The sequence below is a fragment of the Bacillus sp. I-2 genome, from assembly GCF_001974945.1.
Lineage (GTDB): Bacteria > Bacillota > Bacilli > Bacillales > Bacillaceae > Bacillus > Bacillus safensis.
Genome location: NZ_LZRW01000003.1, coordinates 22,030 through 36,218, shown reverse-complemented (window position 1 = coordinate 36,218; position 14,189 = coordinate 22,030). Strand labels below are relative to the sequence as shown.

Here is a 14,189-nt window from a genome sequence, read left to right as displayed (position 1 = left end):
GATCCTTTCAAATTAGCAGAAAACTATGTGAAAGATTACATCAAGACTAATGAGCCTGATATGCGCTTTGTGCGCATACAGGGCTTGTATGCACTATGTGAAAGGGGGTAGAGGCTTGAACTACCTGAAAGAAATAAACGGCTTCATGCGGTGGCTTGAAACAACAGAACTAAAGCCAGCCACTCAAGCACTGTGGTTTCACTTGATGGATATAAACAACGGTTGCACATGGAAAGAGTGGTTCACGGTGCCAAATAGTCGGCTTTATTCGCGGTTAGGAGTCAGCGAAAAGACTATGATTGAGCACCGGAAAATCTTGATAGAACATGGACGGATTGAATACAAGCCTAGAGGCACAGGGGCGGGCAGTTATCGCATCGTAAGTCTTGAGACTAAAGCGAGCATCGCCCCTGTACCTGATGAAGAACCTGAAAAGCCAAAAGAAGAAAAACCAACACGACAGGAGGACAAGCCAATGAACCCAAACCCATTTGAATTTTATGAAAGTCACTTCGGTGGCACGTTAAACAGCTTTGTTAGTCAACAAATTGGTGACCTGATAGACGATTTTGGAGAAGAAAACGTGATTAAAGCAATGGAAATCACTTTGAAAAATGGTGTTCAGAACATCAAATATGTTCAGCGGGTCCTTTCAAATCAGCGAGCACAAGAAGGAGTGAAGAAAGATGCAGAATATGGGCGATACCTTAAAGTCGTTGGAGATAGCCAATCCACATCTAGCGCAGAAGTTGAAAGACTCGAAGCGCTTGCCCGTAAAAAGGGCCTCTCAGGAAAGATACGAGACACTCACTGTGATTTCTGAACAACATTGTATGTATGGTAAATGCGATGGATCAGGGTTGATATGGATTATTGATCATGAAGAAAACAAAGAATTTATGGAAGAGTGCCCATGCAAAGAAGTGAAAAAGCTCTCAAATAGGCTTATGAGTGCAAGACTTCCAGAAGAGTTCAAAGACGCTTCTCTAAACTCTTTTGATATTAATGTTTACGACAAACCTGAATCCAAAGAGCGAGCAGCCAACGCCAAACGCGTTGCAAAAAACTATATTTTGAAATTTGAAAAGATGCGTGAACTCGGAAAAGGCTTGTATTTCTTTAGTAAGGAGAAAGGGAGCGGAAAAACAAGGCTTGCTGCCAGTATTCTTCATGCGATAACCAAAACACATGACAAGGTATACGACAAAGAAACCCAAACGTACAAACCACTTAAAATCATCTATTCGTCTACAGCTGATCTAATCGGAGAAATAAAGAGCACGTTTGATAGCGAATCAAAAGTGAAGAGTACCGACATTATGGATGCTGTTAAGACAGCGGATCTTGTTGTCCTAGATGATATTGGAGTGGAAAAGGTAACTGATTTTGTTGAAGAAACATTCACACGTATTCTTGATTACCGACTGCAAAACAAGAAGCCTACGATTCTTACAAGCAATTTAAGTATAGATGATCTTGACACAGTATATAAAAGCGGTCGGATCAGTAGCAGGATTGAAAAACTGGCGTTCCCTGTGATTATGCCAAATGAAAAGATTCGGAAAAAGATAGCGCAAAAAGAAAATGAAGAACTGCTTTTGGAACTATACGAGTAAAGGAGAATGTCGGATGTGCAATACATGTAATGGCGAGAAAGTCGTCATAAACGAAAATACCTTCATGGCGGGATTCTATCCATGTCCTGAATGTAACACCACAGGGCGTAAGCAGAGCCTAAAGCCAGTCATCGAGCAATTAAATCAAATGCTGGCAAAAGCTCAAGCACTGGAAGGAAAGACAGCATGAAGACGATGGCCGCACTAATCACTATCGCTTTAACAGCTAGATTCAGAGAAAGGAAGCTCCTGCAATGGCTGCGGGATGACGGGAGGTAACGCAAAACAATAGAAATGAATCCAAGCATCACGTCTTTACTAAAAAGAACTAACCTAACTGAACCAGAAAAAGAAAAACTCGTTGCCGAACTGAAAAAGCACTTCCAGCAACGGAAAGCGAGGATTAACAAAACATGTCTAATAAATACGGCGCACGCAAAACGGTAGTAGACGGCATCACCTTCGACAGTAAGGCAGAAGCCAAATACTATGAACATCTTAAATGGCTCAAGCAAGCCAAGCAGATAAAAGACTTTTCATTGCAACCACGCTTTGAGCTTCAAGAAGCATTCAAAAAGAACGACAAGACTTTTCGGAAGATTGAATATATTGCAGACTTCGAGATCACTAAACTCGATGGATCAAAAGAAATAATCGACATCAAGGGAATGGAAACGAAAGAGTTTGCTATCAAGCGAAAGCTGTATGAACGCAAATTTGATACGCCGCTAAAGGTCATTGCTTTTGATCGGTCGGTAGGGTTCATTGAGCTGGACAAACTCAAAAAATTGAAAAAATTGAAAAGGAAGGCGGGGAAACCAACTGTTAAACGTGGTAATAGCAGACGATCGTCCGTTGTGGGTTCAAAAGGAAGATAAGCTTATGGCCTGTATGACACGTTGTTCACAGTTTAAGCGTTGCTCAAGCCGCTTCGGAGCAGATTGTAAACGAATGGGCGGCGTTGAAATACCGAAGATTGGAGGGAGAAAACATGAGCGGAAAGCCTAACAACCCATACGCTGCGGGTCCAGTCATTGAGTGGAAGATGACTAAAGAGGAGCTAGAGGCGTATCTAGCAAAGCACCCGATTGTGTACAGAGAAGAATTAAAACCTTCACCGTCATACCAGATGGACAAATGGGCATAAAAAAACACCGAAGCCGCTGCTCCAGTGCTAATTAAATCTCACACTTTAATTATAACACATGGGGGCGGAGCGGATGAACCAACCAATAGAAATAAAAGATTTTGCTACAACCATTGATCAGAATTTAGAACCTGGGAAGGTCCGCATAATCGTGATTGACGGCAACGAAGGTACTGCCCACATCACAGACGCACCTGAACACGGAAAAACGATCATTCAAACGGCCAAGGGTGCTTTTGCTAGGGTCGATCATGAAATAGGATTCAAGATCAAAAAATAAACGGGGGTTGAGATTATGAGTCTACCAAAACACGTTGAACTGTCGCAGGCGGTCAAAGCCTGCAAAAACAAAGCGATGACGATTGATGATGCAGCTGCTGAAATTAGAGTGCCCAACTATGTGGTACCGATGCTGGTACGCAAAAACGATGATCTCGTGATAGAAGGTAACGTGGTCATGGCTAAAAGGGAATCAAACGGACCTGTGATCTTCACACTGCTGTTTTTTGTCGGAATTATATTTGTCGCTGGGTTGATGCAATGAAAAGCATCGAGCTATTCGCAGGTATAGGAGGAATTGCGCTTGCTGCAGAATGGGCGGGTATCGAAACTGTAGCCTTCTGTGAGCGTGAACCCTACTGTCAAAAACTGCTGAATCAAAACTTCCCTAACGTTCCTGTCTTTGATGATGTACGCACCTTGAATAGACAACTTTTAGAAGATGAAGGAGTGATTGAACCTAATGGAACAATTGACATTATTTCAGGAGGATTCCCTTGCCAGCCTTACAGTATTGCCGGGAAGCGAAGAGGCACGGAAGATGACCGCGACCTCTGGCCAGAAATGTTTAGGATCATCAAAGAACTCAGACCCACTTGGGTTGTTGGTGAAAACGTTGCTAACTTCGCAAACATGGAACTCGACCGCACGGTACTTGACTTGGAAAGTGCAGGTTACAAAGTCCAAACGTTCCTTATACCGGCTGTCGCCGTCGAAGCCCCGCATGAAAGAATGCGAACCTTCGTTGTTGCCCACGCCGACAGCTTCGGACGGAACAACGGGAGGAATAATCGGGAAAAACGATTCATTTCGAGTGACATCGGACGGCAACTTGAGAAAGGTGACACAAAACGGAACGGACGGATCAATAGGTCTGGGGAGATATGTTCAGTTCTTTCCGACACCGACAATGACCAAAGCTATAATGTGGCCCACGCCAAGAACGAAGGGGATGTGCGGAGGGACAGGTTCATTTCAGACAATGATCGACCTTCAAACAAAAGGCGTGATTACAGAAACCGAGAGAAAACAAATGACGGCGGGCAATGGTGGGCAGCTGAACCCGATGTGGGTAGAGTGGCTCATGGGGTTCCCAATCGGGTGGACAGAATTAAAGGATTAGGAAACGCCGTTGTACCACAACAAATTTACCCAATCTTTAAAGCGATTGTTGATATATCAAATAGAGCCTAGCGGCTTAGGAGGAAACGGAAAATGCCAAAACCTGAACAGCTTAAACGTATAAATGATATTAACGAGCTTATCAAGCTCATAGCAAGCACTGATAGGAGGACTTTTTATTGCAAATCAAAAGATTCGGTTGCCTGCTTTATATTTGGAAAACGAGGAAAATTATTCTTTGTAGACGATCGCACAGGGGAATGGGTCTATCCATATGAATTAGGGCACGGTCCAGCAAAAGGATTTTCACATGGAGGGAACATGTGGGAGCTGGTCAACAGGTTTAGGGAATTTATCATCACGAGTCGATATGGTGCTCTCAGAGATTACAAAGAAATATGGGCATATAGCGAAGAGGGTTGCAAAAAAATAAGAGAAAAAGCAAAAGAAATCGGATTTATTAAAACTGTGGACTACCCATACAGTTTCAGAGAATGGCAGACATACAGTTTAAGAGAAAGTTTCAGAAAGGAGATAGCGGAATGAACCTACAAAAAATGTTTCAAATGCAGGCGGAATTAGACAACCGCATCATCCGAGAAAAAGGGCTGGAAGGTCAAGACCTGCTGCCTAACACATATGTTGCACTCATCACAGAACTAGGCGAGTTTGCGAACGAAGGGCGCTGGTTCAAGCATTGGAGTGAAAATCAAGAACCGAATCGGACAGGTTATATAGATTGTGATGTATGCGTAGACCAACCAGGAAGATATGAAGTGATACATGAGGGTGAAAAATTATCGCTACCATGCCCAAAATGCGAAGACCACGAAGAAGTGTACGTTGGTGATAGATTACTTGAAGAATATGTGGACTGCCTGCACTTCTTCTTATCAATTGCGATTAAAAAGGGATGGAAAGAAGAGTTAAAAGTATTAGAAGAAGCGATTGAGGATTTCAAAGAAGCAGGATTTGACGGAGGGCTTTCAGGAGTTTTCGTGGAGATGCAATGGAGCTTATTGAATTCTCGAATGCTCAAGGATGAAGAAAGTAAAAAACAACACTTCCATATAGCTTGGGGATTGTTCTTGGCAATTGGAATCGTTGGCTTTGGCTTCACACCTGAACAAATAGAAAAAGCGTACATGGACAAGAACGCCGTCAATCATAAGCGACAGCAGGAGGGATACTGATGCGAGAGATTAAATTCCGTGTTTGGGATGACAATGCTCAAGAAATGGTCTGTGAAGTAGGTCTGACACCAGAAGGTATTCCTTATTCCATTCCAAACTATGCCGAGGCTAGCGATCAATTTAATTACTTTCCAGACAGCCACATAATGCAGTTCACTGGATTGAGAGATAAGAACGGCGTTGAGATTTATGAAGGGGATAATGTCCGTTTAACAAATGAATCAGGGTTTGCATCTTTAGGAGAAGTACAGTTTAACGATGGTTGTTTTGAAGTCAAGTTTCAAAGTGGTTTACCAATATTTAATGGAGCGCGTCATCAATACACGAAATATCAAGACTACGTGAAAGTATTTGCTGCTAATCATGCGATTGAGGTTGTCGGAAACATCTATCAAAATCCCTATCTTCTAAAGGAGGAAGCACGATGAACGAAAATAACCCGATTATCTATTCAGTCATAGAGAAATTGCATAAGCAGCAGGAAAAGGGCTTGCAAAAGTACGGTGTTTTTGTCAAAACCTCTTCCCACGACTTAAAAGGATGGTTACAGCACGGACTTGAAGAAACGTTGGATCTGGCAACATACCTTGAAACGGCAATTCAGTTGCTAAAGGAACAAGAACAGGCTTTCCAAGCTCGTTATGATCATCATATCTCACAAAAATACGAAGCAATGGCAGGTTTTTATGATGGGTGGAGCAGTAGCGCAGATGCTAGAAATCACCACGCATTGAGCGCAAGCCTTGTTTATCAAGACGCATTGACAGCGGGTTTTAAATTGAAAACGGAGGGTGAATGAAGATGAAATTTTACGAGGTAAACGAGCCGTATTACGCACTGATCAAAGCGAAAAACGATGAAAATGCTATGACAATCTATACTGATGTTGTAGCTGATGATGATGGCGGATTATCAGAAGAAATAACCGAAGTTACAGAAGCATATGCAACAATCATATACAGCCGAGTAAATGGGGAGGACAACAATGTGATCCCGGTCAAAGAAGTGCTTGAGCATTTAACAAACGAAGAAGAAATGGTACTGGTCATTGACGGGAGCTTGCTATGAGGAAGGGGAAAACTATGGCTCATCTATTAATTATATTAGCTATTATTCTGGTGACACAACTTTTATATGCACCATTTGCGAAAGCTGATTGGTCTAACTGGCAAAGAGGCGGATATGGTCATCAAGCGCGAGTCTTTACGGATGATACCAATTACTATAAGGATGCCTCCACTGTCGACTGGAGAGCGGAAAAGAAAGGATCGAGCACGCTTTATTACACCGCTGGAGTTTACAAAAAGAGATCCAATGGTGGATTAACTGATACTAATCTAGTGCAAAGGGGCAGATTCAAAGCGTCCACGCCTCTAAAGTCGTTTAGTGTTAAAGAAATCCGCAAACGTACCGGCAGAGGAACATACGTGATCCAGCTGGACTGCTACACTGATTCAGCAAAGAAAAAATACATCGGAACTTTTGAATCCGTTAAATTCAATATCAGATAAGGGAGAGCGAAAATGATAATCAAATTTGATAGATCAGAACTAGCGGTCATCAAGGACAACATTCTACACACAAAAATGCACGGCCATAAGTTAACGGAAACAGAAAAATGGATTTTAGCAAAGGTTAATGCTGCTTTATCAGAATTGGAGGTAGCGGAATGACGAAAATGACTGCAAAGAAAATGGCTTCTATGTTAGAAGACTATGAACAGAATGCTTATGCAGAAAAATTTGGATTAGATTGGCTTGCTGATGTAGGCGAGAATCTGAAAATGTATATGATTAACTGCCATCTTGAAAAACGTGATCCAACCTTTGAAGGATTAATGCAATGGATCACTGATCTTCATATTAAGGCAATGGCTTAAAAACTAAACAAGTCCAAGACGGAGAGCCTGCGGACACTGATCAACACCTTTTAAGGGTGCTGGTTGGTGTCCGTTTTCTTTTTGTCTGAACGGAGGATGAACATGAAGAAGGAGAAACCAAAAAAACAGCCGCAGAAGCTCACTGACAGAGATTTAAGAGAGTTGATGGGGCAAAACATGCAAAGACTGAAAAGAGCCAAAGGCGGGGCTTACAAGCGTAAATAGGAGGAAGCCATGAACGAATTGATTCTTGAGTATAAACGAGCGTTGAAAGATACAAAAAGAAGTTATGAGCAGCTGGACGAAACAGATCCAAGCCGCAAGATTTTCAGTGCGATGATAAATGATCTTGAGTACGTGGTGAAATGGTTGTCCACTGGTAGGCAGCCAGAAGCAAAACGAGCGATTGACCGAAGATCCGTTTATCAACGTACTGTGTTTGCTTCACCGGAAGTGCTTGAGGCTTTAGCGAATCAATACAAATTCCCGAAAGAGTCACCACGCACAGTGAGTGATGAAGATAAAAGGCTGATCGAGTACGCCTTATCTACCCTTACACAAAAGCAAAAGGAAATGTATCTCTCACATGTTGCTGACGGCAATTCACTAGGCAAAATTGCAAGTCTCACGGGAGTTAGCAAAGGCACCGTGCAAAAAAACATAGAACGAGCAAAGAAAAAGATTGCTATTCAACTAGATTTAATACGATCGAAGGGAGCATGAACCATGAACAAAAAAGAGATTGAAGGACTCATTCACAATTATCACTGGATGGCAAAAGAGGTTCAACGGCTCCAACGTGTTTTATATGGCACTGACATCCCTATGCGAAGTTGGGGTGTGGCGCAATACGGTATCGAGGCAACTCTTCCAAAGGGGAGCAAAGGGAAAAGCCAAGCTGAATTGCGTGATATGGATATGAGGGAAGAAAGATTATTTAAACGTCTTCGGAAATATGAAGAACGTGTATATGCGATAGAGGCAGCAGCAAGCAAAATCGAAGGAGAGAAAAACAAAGTGGTTTATGACTGCATGATGGAAGGGATGAGCTATCGAGCTATCGGACTTCACTTGGGACTGTCTCGTGAGAAGGTCCGGCAAATGAAAGATAATATCATCGACCAATTATGCCAATATTGCCACTTTGTGCACTTGTTGAAAGACGAAAAATCCGTAGTGTAAAATGGAAGGCAGGACGGGGAGGCATAATTTTCCCGCGTCACCACAATTTAATATATTTTCACTTGCTCTTGCGAGCTTGGGATTCGTTCGACAAATTTCGCGAATAGTTCCATATGCTTACTTTCTGCCGATATAAAGGCGGGAGGGGATAAAATGTGGAACAAAAACCACTTGAGTAATCACAATAAAGCAGAAAAACCTTTTTTTACAATATTACAGGATAATGGGAACGTGGATATTCTTAATAAACAAGGTGACGAAAAAAGAATCGGTGTAAACACTGACGGCATGTATATATTAATGCGAGCATGGCTTCAAACTAACCATATGCTTGACAGAGAAAAAAGAGATAAATTAATAGAACTATTGAAATAGCATCCTGCGGGGTGCTTTTTTTGTTCCCTGTAAACTGCTTCCGATAATTCTTTACACCAAGCATCGGCTTAAAGGTAGAGTGCGGCGGCAGTTTAGAGCGAACAAATTAAAGGAGTGGATGATATGACAACGGAACCGCCTTTAGGTGTTATTCCTAAGTGGCTACATGATGAACGTAGAACAGAAGATATAGCAGCAGCTATTGAACGAAGAATATCAGCAAGGTCAGAAATTCCTCTTGAGTGGTTTGAAGAGTACAACAACCTCATCAAGCACCAAGTGAAGAAATAAAGATCCCGAAACAAACACGAATCAGAAGGAGGCGGCAGGTGAATGTAAATGGAATCCAAGCACATTCAGGCGGAGAAAGATTACGTCAAAGGTATGAAATACAAGGACCTTGCCGAGAAATACGGGGTGTCGATCAACACCATAAAGTCATGGAAAAAGCGGCATGGTTGGGAAAGAAAAAAGGGTGCACCCAAAAGAAAAAGTGTGCACACAAAAAAGGGTGGTCAACCCGGTAACGTTAATGCGTTAGGTAATAGCGGGGGAGCAGCACCAATACGAAACCAAAACGCAAAGACGCATGGCTTTTACTCAAAGCACATGCCAGCAGAAGCGTTTGAGATCATGCAGGACATTCAAGAGTTTTCAACTGTTGACCTGCTGTGGGAACAAATACAAATTCAGTTCACAGCTATTGTAAGAGCACAAAAGATCATGTTCGTTGAAAGCAAAGATGAAATGATCAAAGAGTTGAAAAAGAAAAAATCAGTCGTTTCAGATTCAGCTGACATCGAAGAAGAAGAATACGAATTTCAGTTTGCTTGGGATCGTCATGCTACATTCCTAAACGCTCAATCTAGGGCGATGTCTGAGCTTAGGGGCTTAATAAAGCAGTTTGACAACATTGCCCATGAGACAGACGAAAGACGGCTTAAACTGGAGCAGATGCGCTTGAACATTGAGAAGACTAAGAAAGCCATTGATGGCGGTAGTGAAGGCAGTGGAGAAAACAAAATTGCTTCAATGCTTCAAAAGATGGTGAATGAACATGGAATTGAATAAAAAGCAAAAAGAGGTATGGGACAGCTTCGTAAAAGAACGTCCTAAAATCCTTTTGTGTAGCGGAGCAAAGAGAGCAGGGAAAACATTCGTGCTCCTTTTAGCGTTCCTTGCTCACATTAGCAAATATCAAAACAAGGGTCTTTCATTTATCATCGGTGGTGCTACTCAAGCAGCCATCAAGCGTAACGTATTGAATGACCTTGAATTGATATTAGAGAAAGAGCTTAAACTAGACAAAGCAAATGCCATTGAGATATTCGGCAACCGGGTCTATTGTTTCGATGGTGCCAATGTGGATGCTTGGAAAAAAGCTAGGGGTTTTACATCAGCTGGCGCATTTTTAAACGAAGCAACCGCTCTTCATGATTCATTCGTGAAGGAAGTTATATCCCGTTGTTCGTACAAAGGCGCAATGGTTTTGATGGATACAAACCCTGAAAACCCAATGCACACCGTAAAAAAGGATTACATCGACAAAGACGGGCAAAGATTAAAGAGTGGCCGCCTTAACATCAGGGCTTTTCATTTTTCTTTGTTTGATAATAACTTTCTTGATCCTGAATATGTTGAAAGTATAGTGGCATCGACACCGAGCGGCATGTTTACGGACAGGGATATTCATGGGTATTGGGTTGCGCCAGAAGGCGTGATATACAAAGATTTCAACAAAGATGTACATTACATCAAGTCAGATCAATTAGAGAACGTCAACTTTGTAAAATACTTCGCTGGCGTTGACTGGGGGTATGAGCATTTTGGTTCCATCGTCGTTATTGGAGAGGATGATAAACAAAATTATTATCTCTTGGAAGAGCATGCAGCGCAGCATGAAGAAATAGATTATTGGGTCAAAGTGGCGAAAGATATAAAAGAGCGTTACGGCAGCATGAATTTTTATTGCGATACCGCTCGACCAGAACATGTTGTTAGATTCAGGCGTGAGAGGTTAAGAGCCTTGAATGCTGATAAGGCTGTGGTGTCTGGTATAGAAGAGGTGGCAGGCTTGTTCAAGAAGAACAGGCTTTTTGTTGTTGAAGACAAAGTAGAGCGCTTCAAACAAGAAATATTCATGTATGTGTGGAATCAAAAGACGGGTGATCCAGTTAAAGAATGGGATGATGTGCTTGATTCAGTGCGTTATGCCCTTTATACACATAATAAACCGATGAGGCGTAAAGGAGCGAGGTGAGCAAATGAATGAATTTGTACAGTATTTAAGAGAAAACGATATTAACAGCAAAGTCATTGATGCGATTATAAATTCTCATAAAGAACAGCGAGATAAAATGATCAATCAGTACGAGAGATACAAAGCGGCCATTGAGGGCGTGCCAATTCTCCAAAGGGATGCTTTTACACTTGAGCATCAAGAGGACTTTGAAACAGGAGCGATCCTCAGAATAGATGATCGAGTTAATAACCGATTAAACAATGGCTTTGATAGTGAGATTGTTGATACAAAAGTGGGTTACATGTTTGGTCATCCAATCACTTATGAGGTGGATAAAAACCAAGTAAGTGAATCAGGGGCTTTAGTCGAAGTGATCAATAGATTTAATCTGCTAAATACTATCGAGGATGCTGATAGTGAACTGGGTAAGAAAGCGGCCATCTGTGGGTATGCCGCTCGGTTGGCTTATGTTGACACAGCGGGAGAAGTTAGGACCGTGAATATTGATCCGTGGGAAGCGGTCATTATTGGTAGCGGCAATGACATAACTGAACCTGAATTTGCTCTTCGATATTATGAGGTGACAACCTGGGTAGATGGAAAGCAGATCAAACGTGAAAAGGCGGAGTTTTATGACTCATCTCACGTTCATTATTTCGAGAAGAATGAGAATGGATGGACAGAAATCGAAGTTAATAAACATCTATTCGACCACTGTCCTTTATTCGGTTTGCCAAACAATGATGAGTTTATGGGTGATGCTGAAAAGGTCCTTTCTCTAATTGATGCTTATGATCGAACGCTGTCAGACGCCTCAAATGAGATTGAGCAGTTGCGACTTGCTTACATGATCTTTAAAGGTGCTGGTGCTGACGAGGAAACGCTTGAGAAGCTAAAGAAACATGGGGTCTTTGAGCTGTTTGGTGACAACGATGACGTGAAGTTCCTGACAAAAGATATAAACGACACAATGATTGAAAATCACTTGAATCGTTTAGAGGAAAACATTATGCGTTTCTCTAAGTCGGTTAACTTCTCAGATGAAGCGTTTGGCGGCAATTTAACAGGCGTTGCAATGCGGTACAAGCTTATGGCATTAGAAAACAAATGTATCACTATGGAGCGGAAAATGACTGCTGCTTTGAGGTACCAATACAAGTTGTTGTGTTCAGCGTGGTCAAGAAAAAACGCTGCTATTAGTAACGATGATTACCTGAAAGTGTGGTTCACTTTCACGCGAAATCTTCCTGCGAATATCGTTGAAGAAGCTGAAACCACAGCTAAACTCAAAGGCCTGGTAAGCGAAGAAACAAGGCTGTCACTTCTTACATTTGTTGACGATGTTCAATATGAACTGGAAAGAATGATTGAAGCGAAATTAGATTCAATATACAGCTTTGACGAAGATGAAGAACTAGACAAACGACCTGCCGGAAGTCGTGAAAAGACGGAAAACTTAGACGTGTAGGCTCGTACTACATGGCTTGGAGGATGAAGAATAATGAACATTGAAGAAATTAAGCAGTTTCTTGAACAAAATAAAGAGAATGAAGAAGTAAAAGCGTTTGTAGGGGAACTATCAGCCGTGTCAGCAGACAAGGTGAAAGGATTCCTAGAAACAGAAGAAGGAAAGAAGCTCTTGCAGCCACGCTTGGACCAACACTTCACTAAAGGTCTAGCGACTTGGAAAGATAACAACCTTGAAAAAATCGTAGAGGAAGAGGTTTCAAAAAGGAATCCTTCTAAAACGCCTGAACAAATTGAAGTAGAAAAGCTCAGAAAAGAAATTGAAGCAGAAAAAGCGGCACGAAATAGAGAAACTTTAGTCAATAAAGCTCTTAAAGCAGCTGATGAAAAGAAGTTGCCAAAGGACGTTATTGACTTTTTTATTGGAGAAAACGAAGATTCTACGCTAGAAAATCTAAGCAAGCTTGAAGAATCATTCAATGCTGCCGTGCAAGCTGCTGTAGATGTGAAATTCAAAGAATCAGGCCGTGAAATTGAAAGAGGAAACGGAGCAGGTAATTCTACTGGAAACATTGATATTAGAACACTTGCTCAAGAAGCAAACATTAGAAAATAGGGGGAAATAATTATGGTAATGCTACAAGATGCAAAGACAGGGTCGGTTCCTACAGAAACGGGAACATTAGTATTAAAAGACTTTATGACACAATCAGCAGTGACACAGCTGGCTCAATATGAAGAAATGACTAAGCCTAAAAAGGAGTTTACTTATTTAGCTTCTGGACCTGGGGCTTACTGGGTTGGTGAAGGCGAAAGAATTAAAACGGATGGCGCGAAATGGTTGAAAGCGGAGATGGTTTCTAAAAAACTAGGCGTTATTATTCCTGTTTCAAAGGAATTTTTACGTTATTCTGTGCCGGACTTCTTTGCAGAAATGCAACCAGCAATTGCAGAAGCTTTCGCAATTAAATTTGACCAAGCTGCTTTGTTTGGCATTGGCTCTCCATTTGGTACAGGTGTATCCGTCATGGAGAGAATTGAATCTAAAGGGAATAAAATTGAATTAGATTCTTTGGGAGGCCTGTATGACGAGTTAAACGCTGTAATGGCGCTTTTAGAAGAAGCTGATAAAGACGCAAATGGTTTTACAACAACTCGTCGTTTTAAACAAAAATTGCGTGGTGCAAAAGATGAAAATGGCTTGCCGATTTTTAATGATCCAAAGGGCGGTGCCACACCTGATGCCTTGGGTCTACCAATCGGATATGTTGATTCTAAGTCTTGGAAGTACGATAAAGCTTCATTGTTTGCTGGTGATTGGACCATGGCTAGATACGGTATCCCACAAGGAATGGAATACAAAATTAGTGAAGATGCTACGCTTGAAGGTACTCTTGATAAAGATGGAAAACCGATTAGCTTATTTGAGCAAGATTTAGTGGCTTTACGAGTTACTCAACAAGTTGGCTTTATGACTCTTAATGATGATGCATTTGCTGCTATCACGCCAAAAGGAGCTGCTGGAGAGTAATGAAAATTAAAAAAGGTAAGCATTCACTTGATGTCACTGAAAGAGCATTTGAAGTCATCTACAAAGACTTAGGATATAAAGTCGACAAAAAGGGCGAGAAGCAAGATGAAGTAGAGGAAGTTCCTGAAGAACTAGTAGAAGAATAAGGGGGATGAC

General features: G+C 41.7%; 27 protein-coding genes. All 27 read left to right on the top strand.

The annotated features are described in order from the left end of the window. Positions 1 to 115 precede the first annotated feature (115 nt). The 27 genes from BAE31_RS01390 to BAE31_RS19540 all read left to right on the top strand — a co-directional run bounded on the left by BAE31_RS01390 (position 116) and on the right by BAE31_RS19540 (position 14,179). Positions 116 to 823: a DnaD domain protein gene (locus tag BAE31_RS01390; protein WP_139336361.1), complete on the top strand. Its 708-nt coding sequence runs from the start codon at positions 116 to 118 to the stop codon at positions 821 to 823. After that, a complete protein-coding gene (locus tag BAE31_RS01385; protein ID WP_076839264.1) occupies positions 813 to 1,616 on the top strand; it encodes an ATP-binding protein in 804 nt (267 codons plus the stop codon). The genes BAE31_RS01390 and BAE31_RS01385 overlap by 11 nt, the downstream gene beginning before the upstream one ends. A 13-nt stretch (positions 1,617 to 1,629) precedes the next feature. Continuing rightward, the gene (locus tag BAE31_RS19560) at positions 1,630 to 1,806 is read left to right on the top strand and encodes a hypothetical protein (protein ID WP_170871264.1); all 177 of its coding nucleotides are present in this window, start codon (positions 1,630 to 1,632) and stop codon (positions 1,804 to 1,806) included. Positions 1,807 to 2,029: 223 nt separating this feature from the next. Further along, entirely contained in the window at positions 2,030 to 2,494 is a 465-nt protein-coding gene (locus BAE31_RS01380; protein WP_076839262.1) for a DUF1064 domain-containing protein, read from the top strand. A 113-nt stretch (positions 2,495 to 2,607) separates the two neighbouring features. Beyond that, a complete protein-coding gene (locus tag BAE31_RS19555; protein WP_162842487.1) occupies positions 2,608 to 2,763 on the top strand; it encodes a hypothetical protein in 156 nt (51 codons plus the stop codon). Positions 2,764 to 2,836: 73 nt separating this feature from the next. Beyond that, positions 2,837 to 3,043, top strand: a complete 207-nt coding sequence (locus BAE31_RS01370) for an XtrA/YqaO family protein (RefSeq protein ID WP_076839259.1) — start codon at positions 2,837 to 2,839, stop codon at positions 3,041 to 3,043. Between the two features lie 15 nt (positions 3,044 to 3,058). Further along, on the top strand, positions 3,059 to 3,307 hold the full coding sequence (locus BAE31_RS01365; protein WP_076839257.1) for a hypothetical protein: 249 nt from the start codon (positions 3,059 to 3,061) through the stop codon (positions 3,305 to 3,307). After that, the gene (locus tag BAE31_RS01360) at positions 3,304 to 4,236 is read left to right on the top strand and encodes a DNA cytosine methyltransferase (RefSeq protein ID WP_076839256.1); all 933 of its coding nucleotides are present in this window, start codon (positions 3,304 to 3,306) and stop codon (positions 4,234 to 4,236) included. Before BAE31_RS01365 ends, BAE31_RS01360 begins: the two co-directional genes overlap by 4 nt. A gap of 21 nt (positions 4,237 to 4,257) precedes the next feature. Next, entirely contained in the window at positions 4,258 to 4,710 is a 453-nt protein-coding gene (locus BAE31_RS01355; RefSeq protein WP_076839254.1) for a hypothetical protein, read from the top strand. Beyond that, complete coding sequence (locus BAE31_RS01350; RefSeq protein ID WP_076839252.1) at positions 4,707 to 5,357, top strand: dUTP diphosphatase; 651 nt, start codon at positions 4,707 to 4,709, stop codon at positions 5,355 to 5,357. Before BAE31_RS01355 ends, BAE31_RS01350 begins: the two co-directional genes overlap by 4 nt. Then, positions 5,357 to 5,785, top strand: coding sequence for a YopX family protein (locus BAE31_RS01345; protein WP_076839251.1), 429 nt, complete (start codon positions 5,357 to 5,359; stop codon positions 5,783 to 5,785). Before BAE31_RS01350 ends, BAE31_RS01345 begins: the two co-directional genes overlap by 1 nt. After that, on the top strand, positions 5,782 to 6,156 hold the full coding sequence (locus BAE31_RS19865; RefSeq protein WP_249895834.1) for a hypothetical protein: 375 nt from the start codon (positions 5,782 to 5,784) through the stop codon (positions 6,154 to 6,156). The genes BAE31_RS01345 and BAE31_RS19865 overlap by 4 nt, the downstream gene beginning before the upstream one ends. A 2-nt stretch (positions 6,157 to 6,158) precedes the next feature. Next, a complete protein-coding gene (locus BAE31_RS01335; protein WP_076839249.1) occupies positions 6,159 to 6,425 on the top strand; it encodes a hypothetical protein in 267 nt (88 codons plus the stop codon). Between the two features lie 14 nt (positions 6,426 to 6,439). Then, the gene (locus BAE31_RS01330; RefSeq protein WP_076839290.1) at positions 6,440 to 6,868 is read left to right on the top strand and encodes a hypothetical protein; all 429 of its coding nucleotides are present in this window, start codon (positions 6,440 to 6,442) and stop codon (positions 6,866 to 6,868) included. 12 nt (positions 6,869 to 6,880) lie between these two features. Then, positions 6,881 to 7,030 carry a hypothetical protein gene (locus BAE31_RS19550; protein WP_170871263.1) on the top strand — a complete coding sequence of 50 codons (150 nt, stop codon included), beginning with the start codon at positions 6,881 to 6,883 and terminating at the stop codon, positions 7,028 to 7,030. Beyond that, complete coding sequence (locus tag BAE31_RS01325) at positions 7,027 to 7,236, top strand: hypothetical protein (RefSeq protein ID WP_076839247.1); 210 nt, start codon at positions 7,027 to 7,029, stop codon at positions 7,234 to 7,236. The genes BAE31_RS19550 and BAE31_RS01325 overlap by 4 nt, the downstream gene beginning before the upstream one ends. A 102-nt stretch (positions 7,237 to 7,338) precedes the next feature. Next, a complete protein-coding gene (locus BAE31_RS19990) occupies positions 7,339 to 7,461 on the top strand; it encodes a hypothetical protein (protein ID WP_255233654.1) in 123 nt (40 codons plus the stop codon). Between the two features lie 9 nt (positions 7,462 to 7,470). Further along, positions 7,471 to 7,959: a sigma factor-like helix-turn-helix DNA-binding protein gene (locus BAE31_RS01320; protein ID WP_076839245.1), complete on the top strand. Its 489-nt coding sequence runs from the start codon at positions 7,471 to 7,473 to the stop codon at positions 7,957 to 7,959. A 3-nt stretch (positions 7,960 to 7,962) separates the two neighbouring features. Continuing rightward, entirely contained in the window at positions 7,963 to 8,418 is a 456-nt protein-coding gene (locus BAE31_RS01315; RefSeq protein WP_076839244.1) for a hypothetical protein, read from the top strand. Positions 8,419 to 8,571: 153 nt separating this feature from the next. Then, positions 8,572 to 8,793: a hypothetical protein gene (locus BAE31_RS01310; protein ID WP_076839242.1), complete on the top strand. Its 222-nt coding sequence runs from the start codon at positions 8,572 to 8,574 to the stop codon at positions 8,791 to 8,793. A 123-nt stretch (positions 8,794 to 8,916) separates the two neighbouring features. Beyond that, on the top strand, positions 8,917 to 9,084 hold the full coding sequence (locus tag BAE31_RS19545; RefSeq protein WP_165378732.1) for a hypothetical protein: 168 nt from the start codon (positions 8,917 to 8,919) through the stop codon (positions 9,082 to 9,084). 48 nt (positions 9,085 to 9,132) lie between these two features. Beyond that, positions 9,133 to 9,864: a phage terminase small subunit gene (terS, locus tag BAE31_RS01305; RefSeq protein ID WP_076839241.1), complete on the top strand. Its 732-nt coding sequence runs from the start codon at positions 9,133 to 9,135 to the stop codon at positions 9,862 to 9,864. After that, positions 9,851 to 11,053, top strand: coding sequence for a PBSX family phage terminase large subunit (locus BAE31_RS01300; RefSeq protein WP_076839239.1), 1,203 nt, complete (start codon positions 9,851 to 9,853; stop codon positions 11,051 to 11,053). The genes terS and BAE31_RS01300 overlap by 14 nt, the downstream gene beginning before the upstream one ends. A 4-nt stretch (positions 11,054 to 11,057) precedes the next feature. After that, positions 11,058 to 12,503, top strand: a complete 1,446-nt coding sequence (locus BAE31_RS01295; protein ID WP_076839237.1) for a phage portal protein — start codon at positions 11,058 to 11,060, stop codon at positions 12,501 to 12,503. Positions 12,504 to 12,536: 33 nt separating this feature from the next. Then, complete coding sequence (locus BAE31_RS01290; RefSeq protein ID WP_076839235.1) at positions 12,537 to 13,118, top strand: DUF4355 domain-containing protein; 582 nt, start codon at positions 12,537 to 12,539, stop codon at positions 13,116 to 13,118. Positions 13,119 to 13,130: 12 nt separating this feature from the next. Further along, a complete protein-coding gene (locus BAE31_RS01285; RefSeq protein ID WP_076839233.1) occupies positions 13,131 to 14,033 on the top strand; it encodes a phage major capsid protein in 903 nt (300 codons plus the stop codon). After that, complete coding sequence (locus BAE31_RS19540; protein ID WP_170871262.1) at positions 14,033 to 14,179, top strand: hypothetical protein; 147 nt, start codon at positions 14,033 to 14,035, stop codon at positions 14,177 to 14,179. The genes BAE31_RS01285 and BAE31_RS19540 overlap by 1 nt, the downstream gene beginning before the upstream one ends. The last annotated feature ends 10 nt before the right edge of the window (positions 14,180 to 14,189 follow it).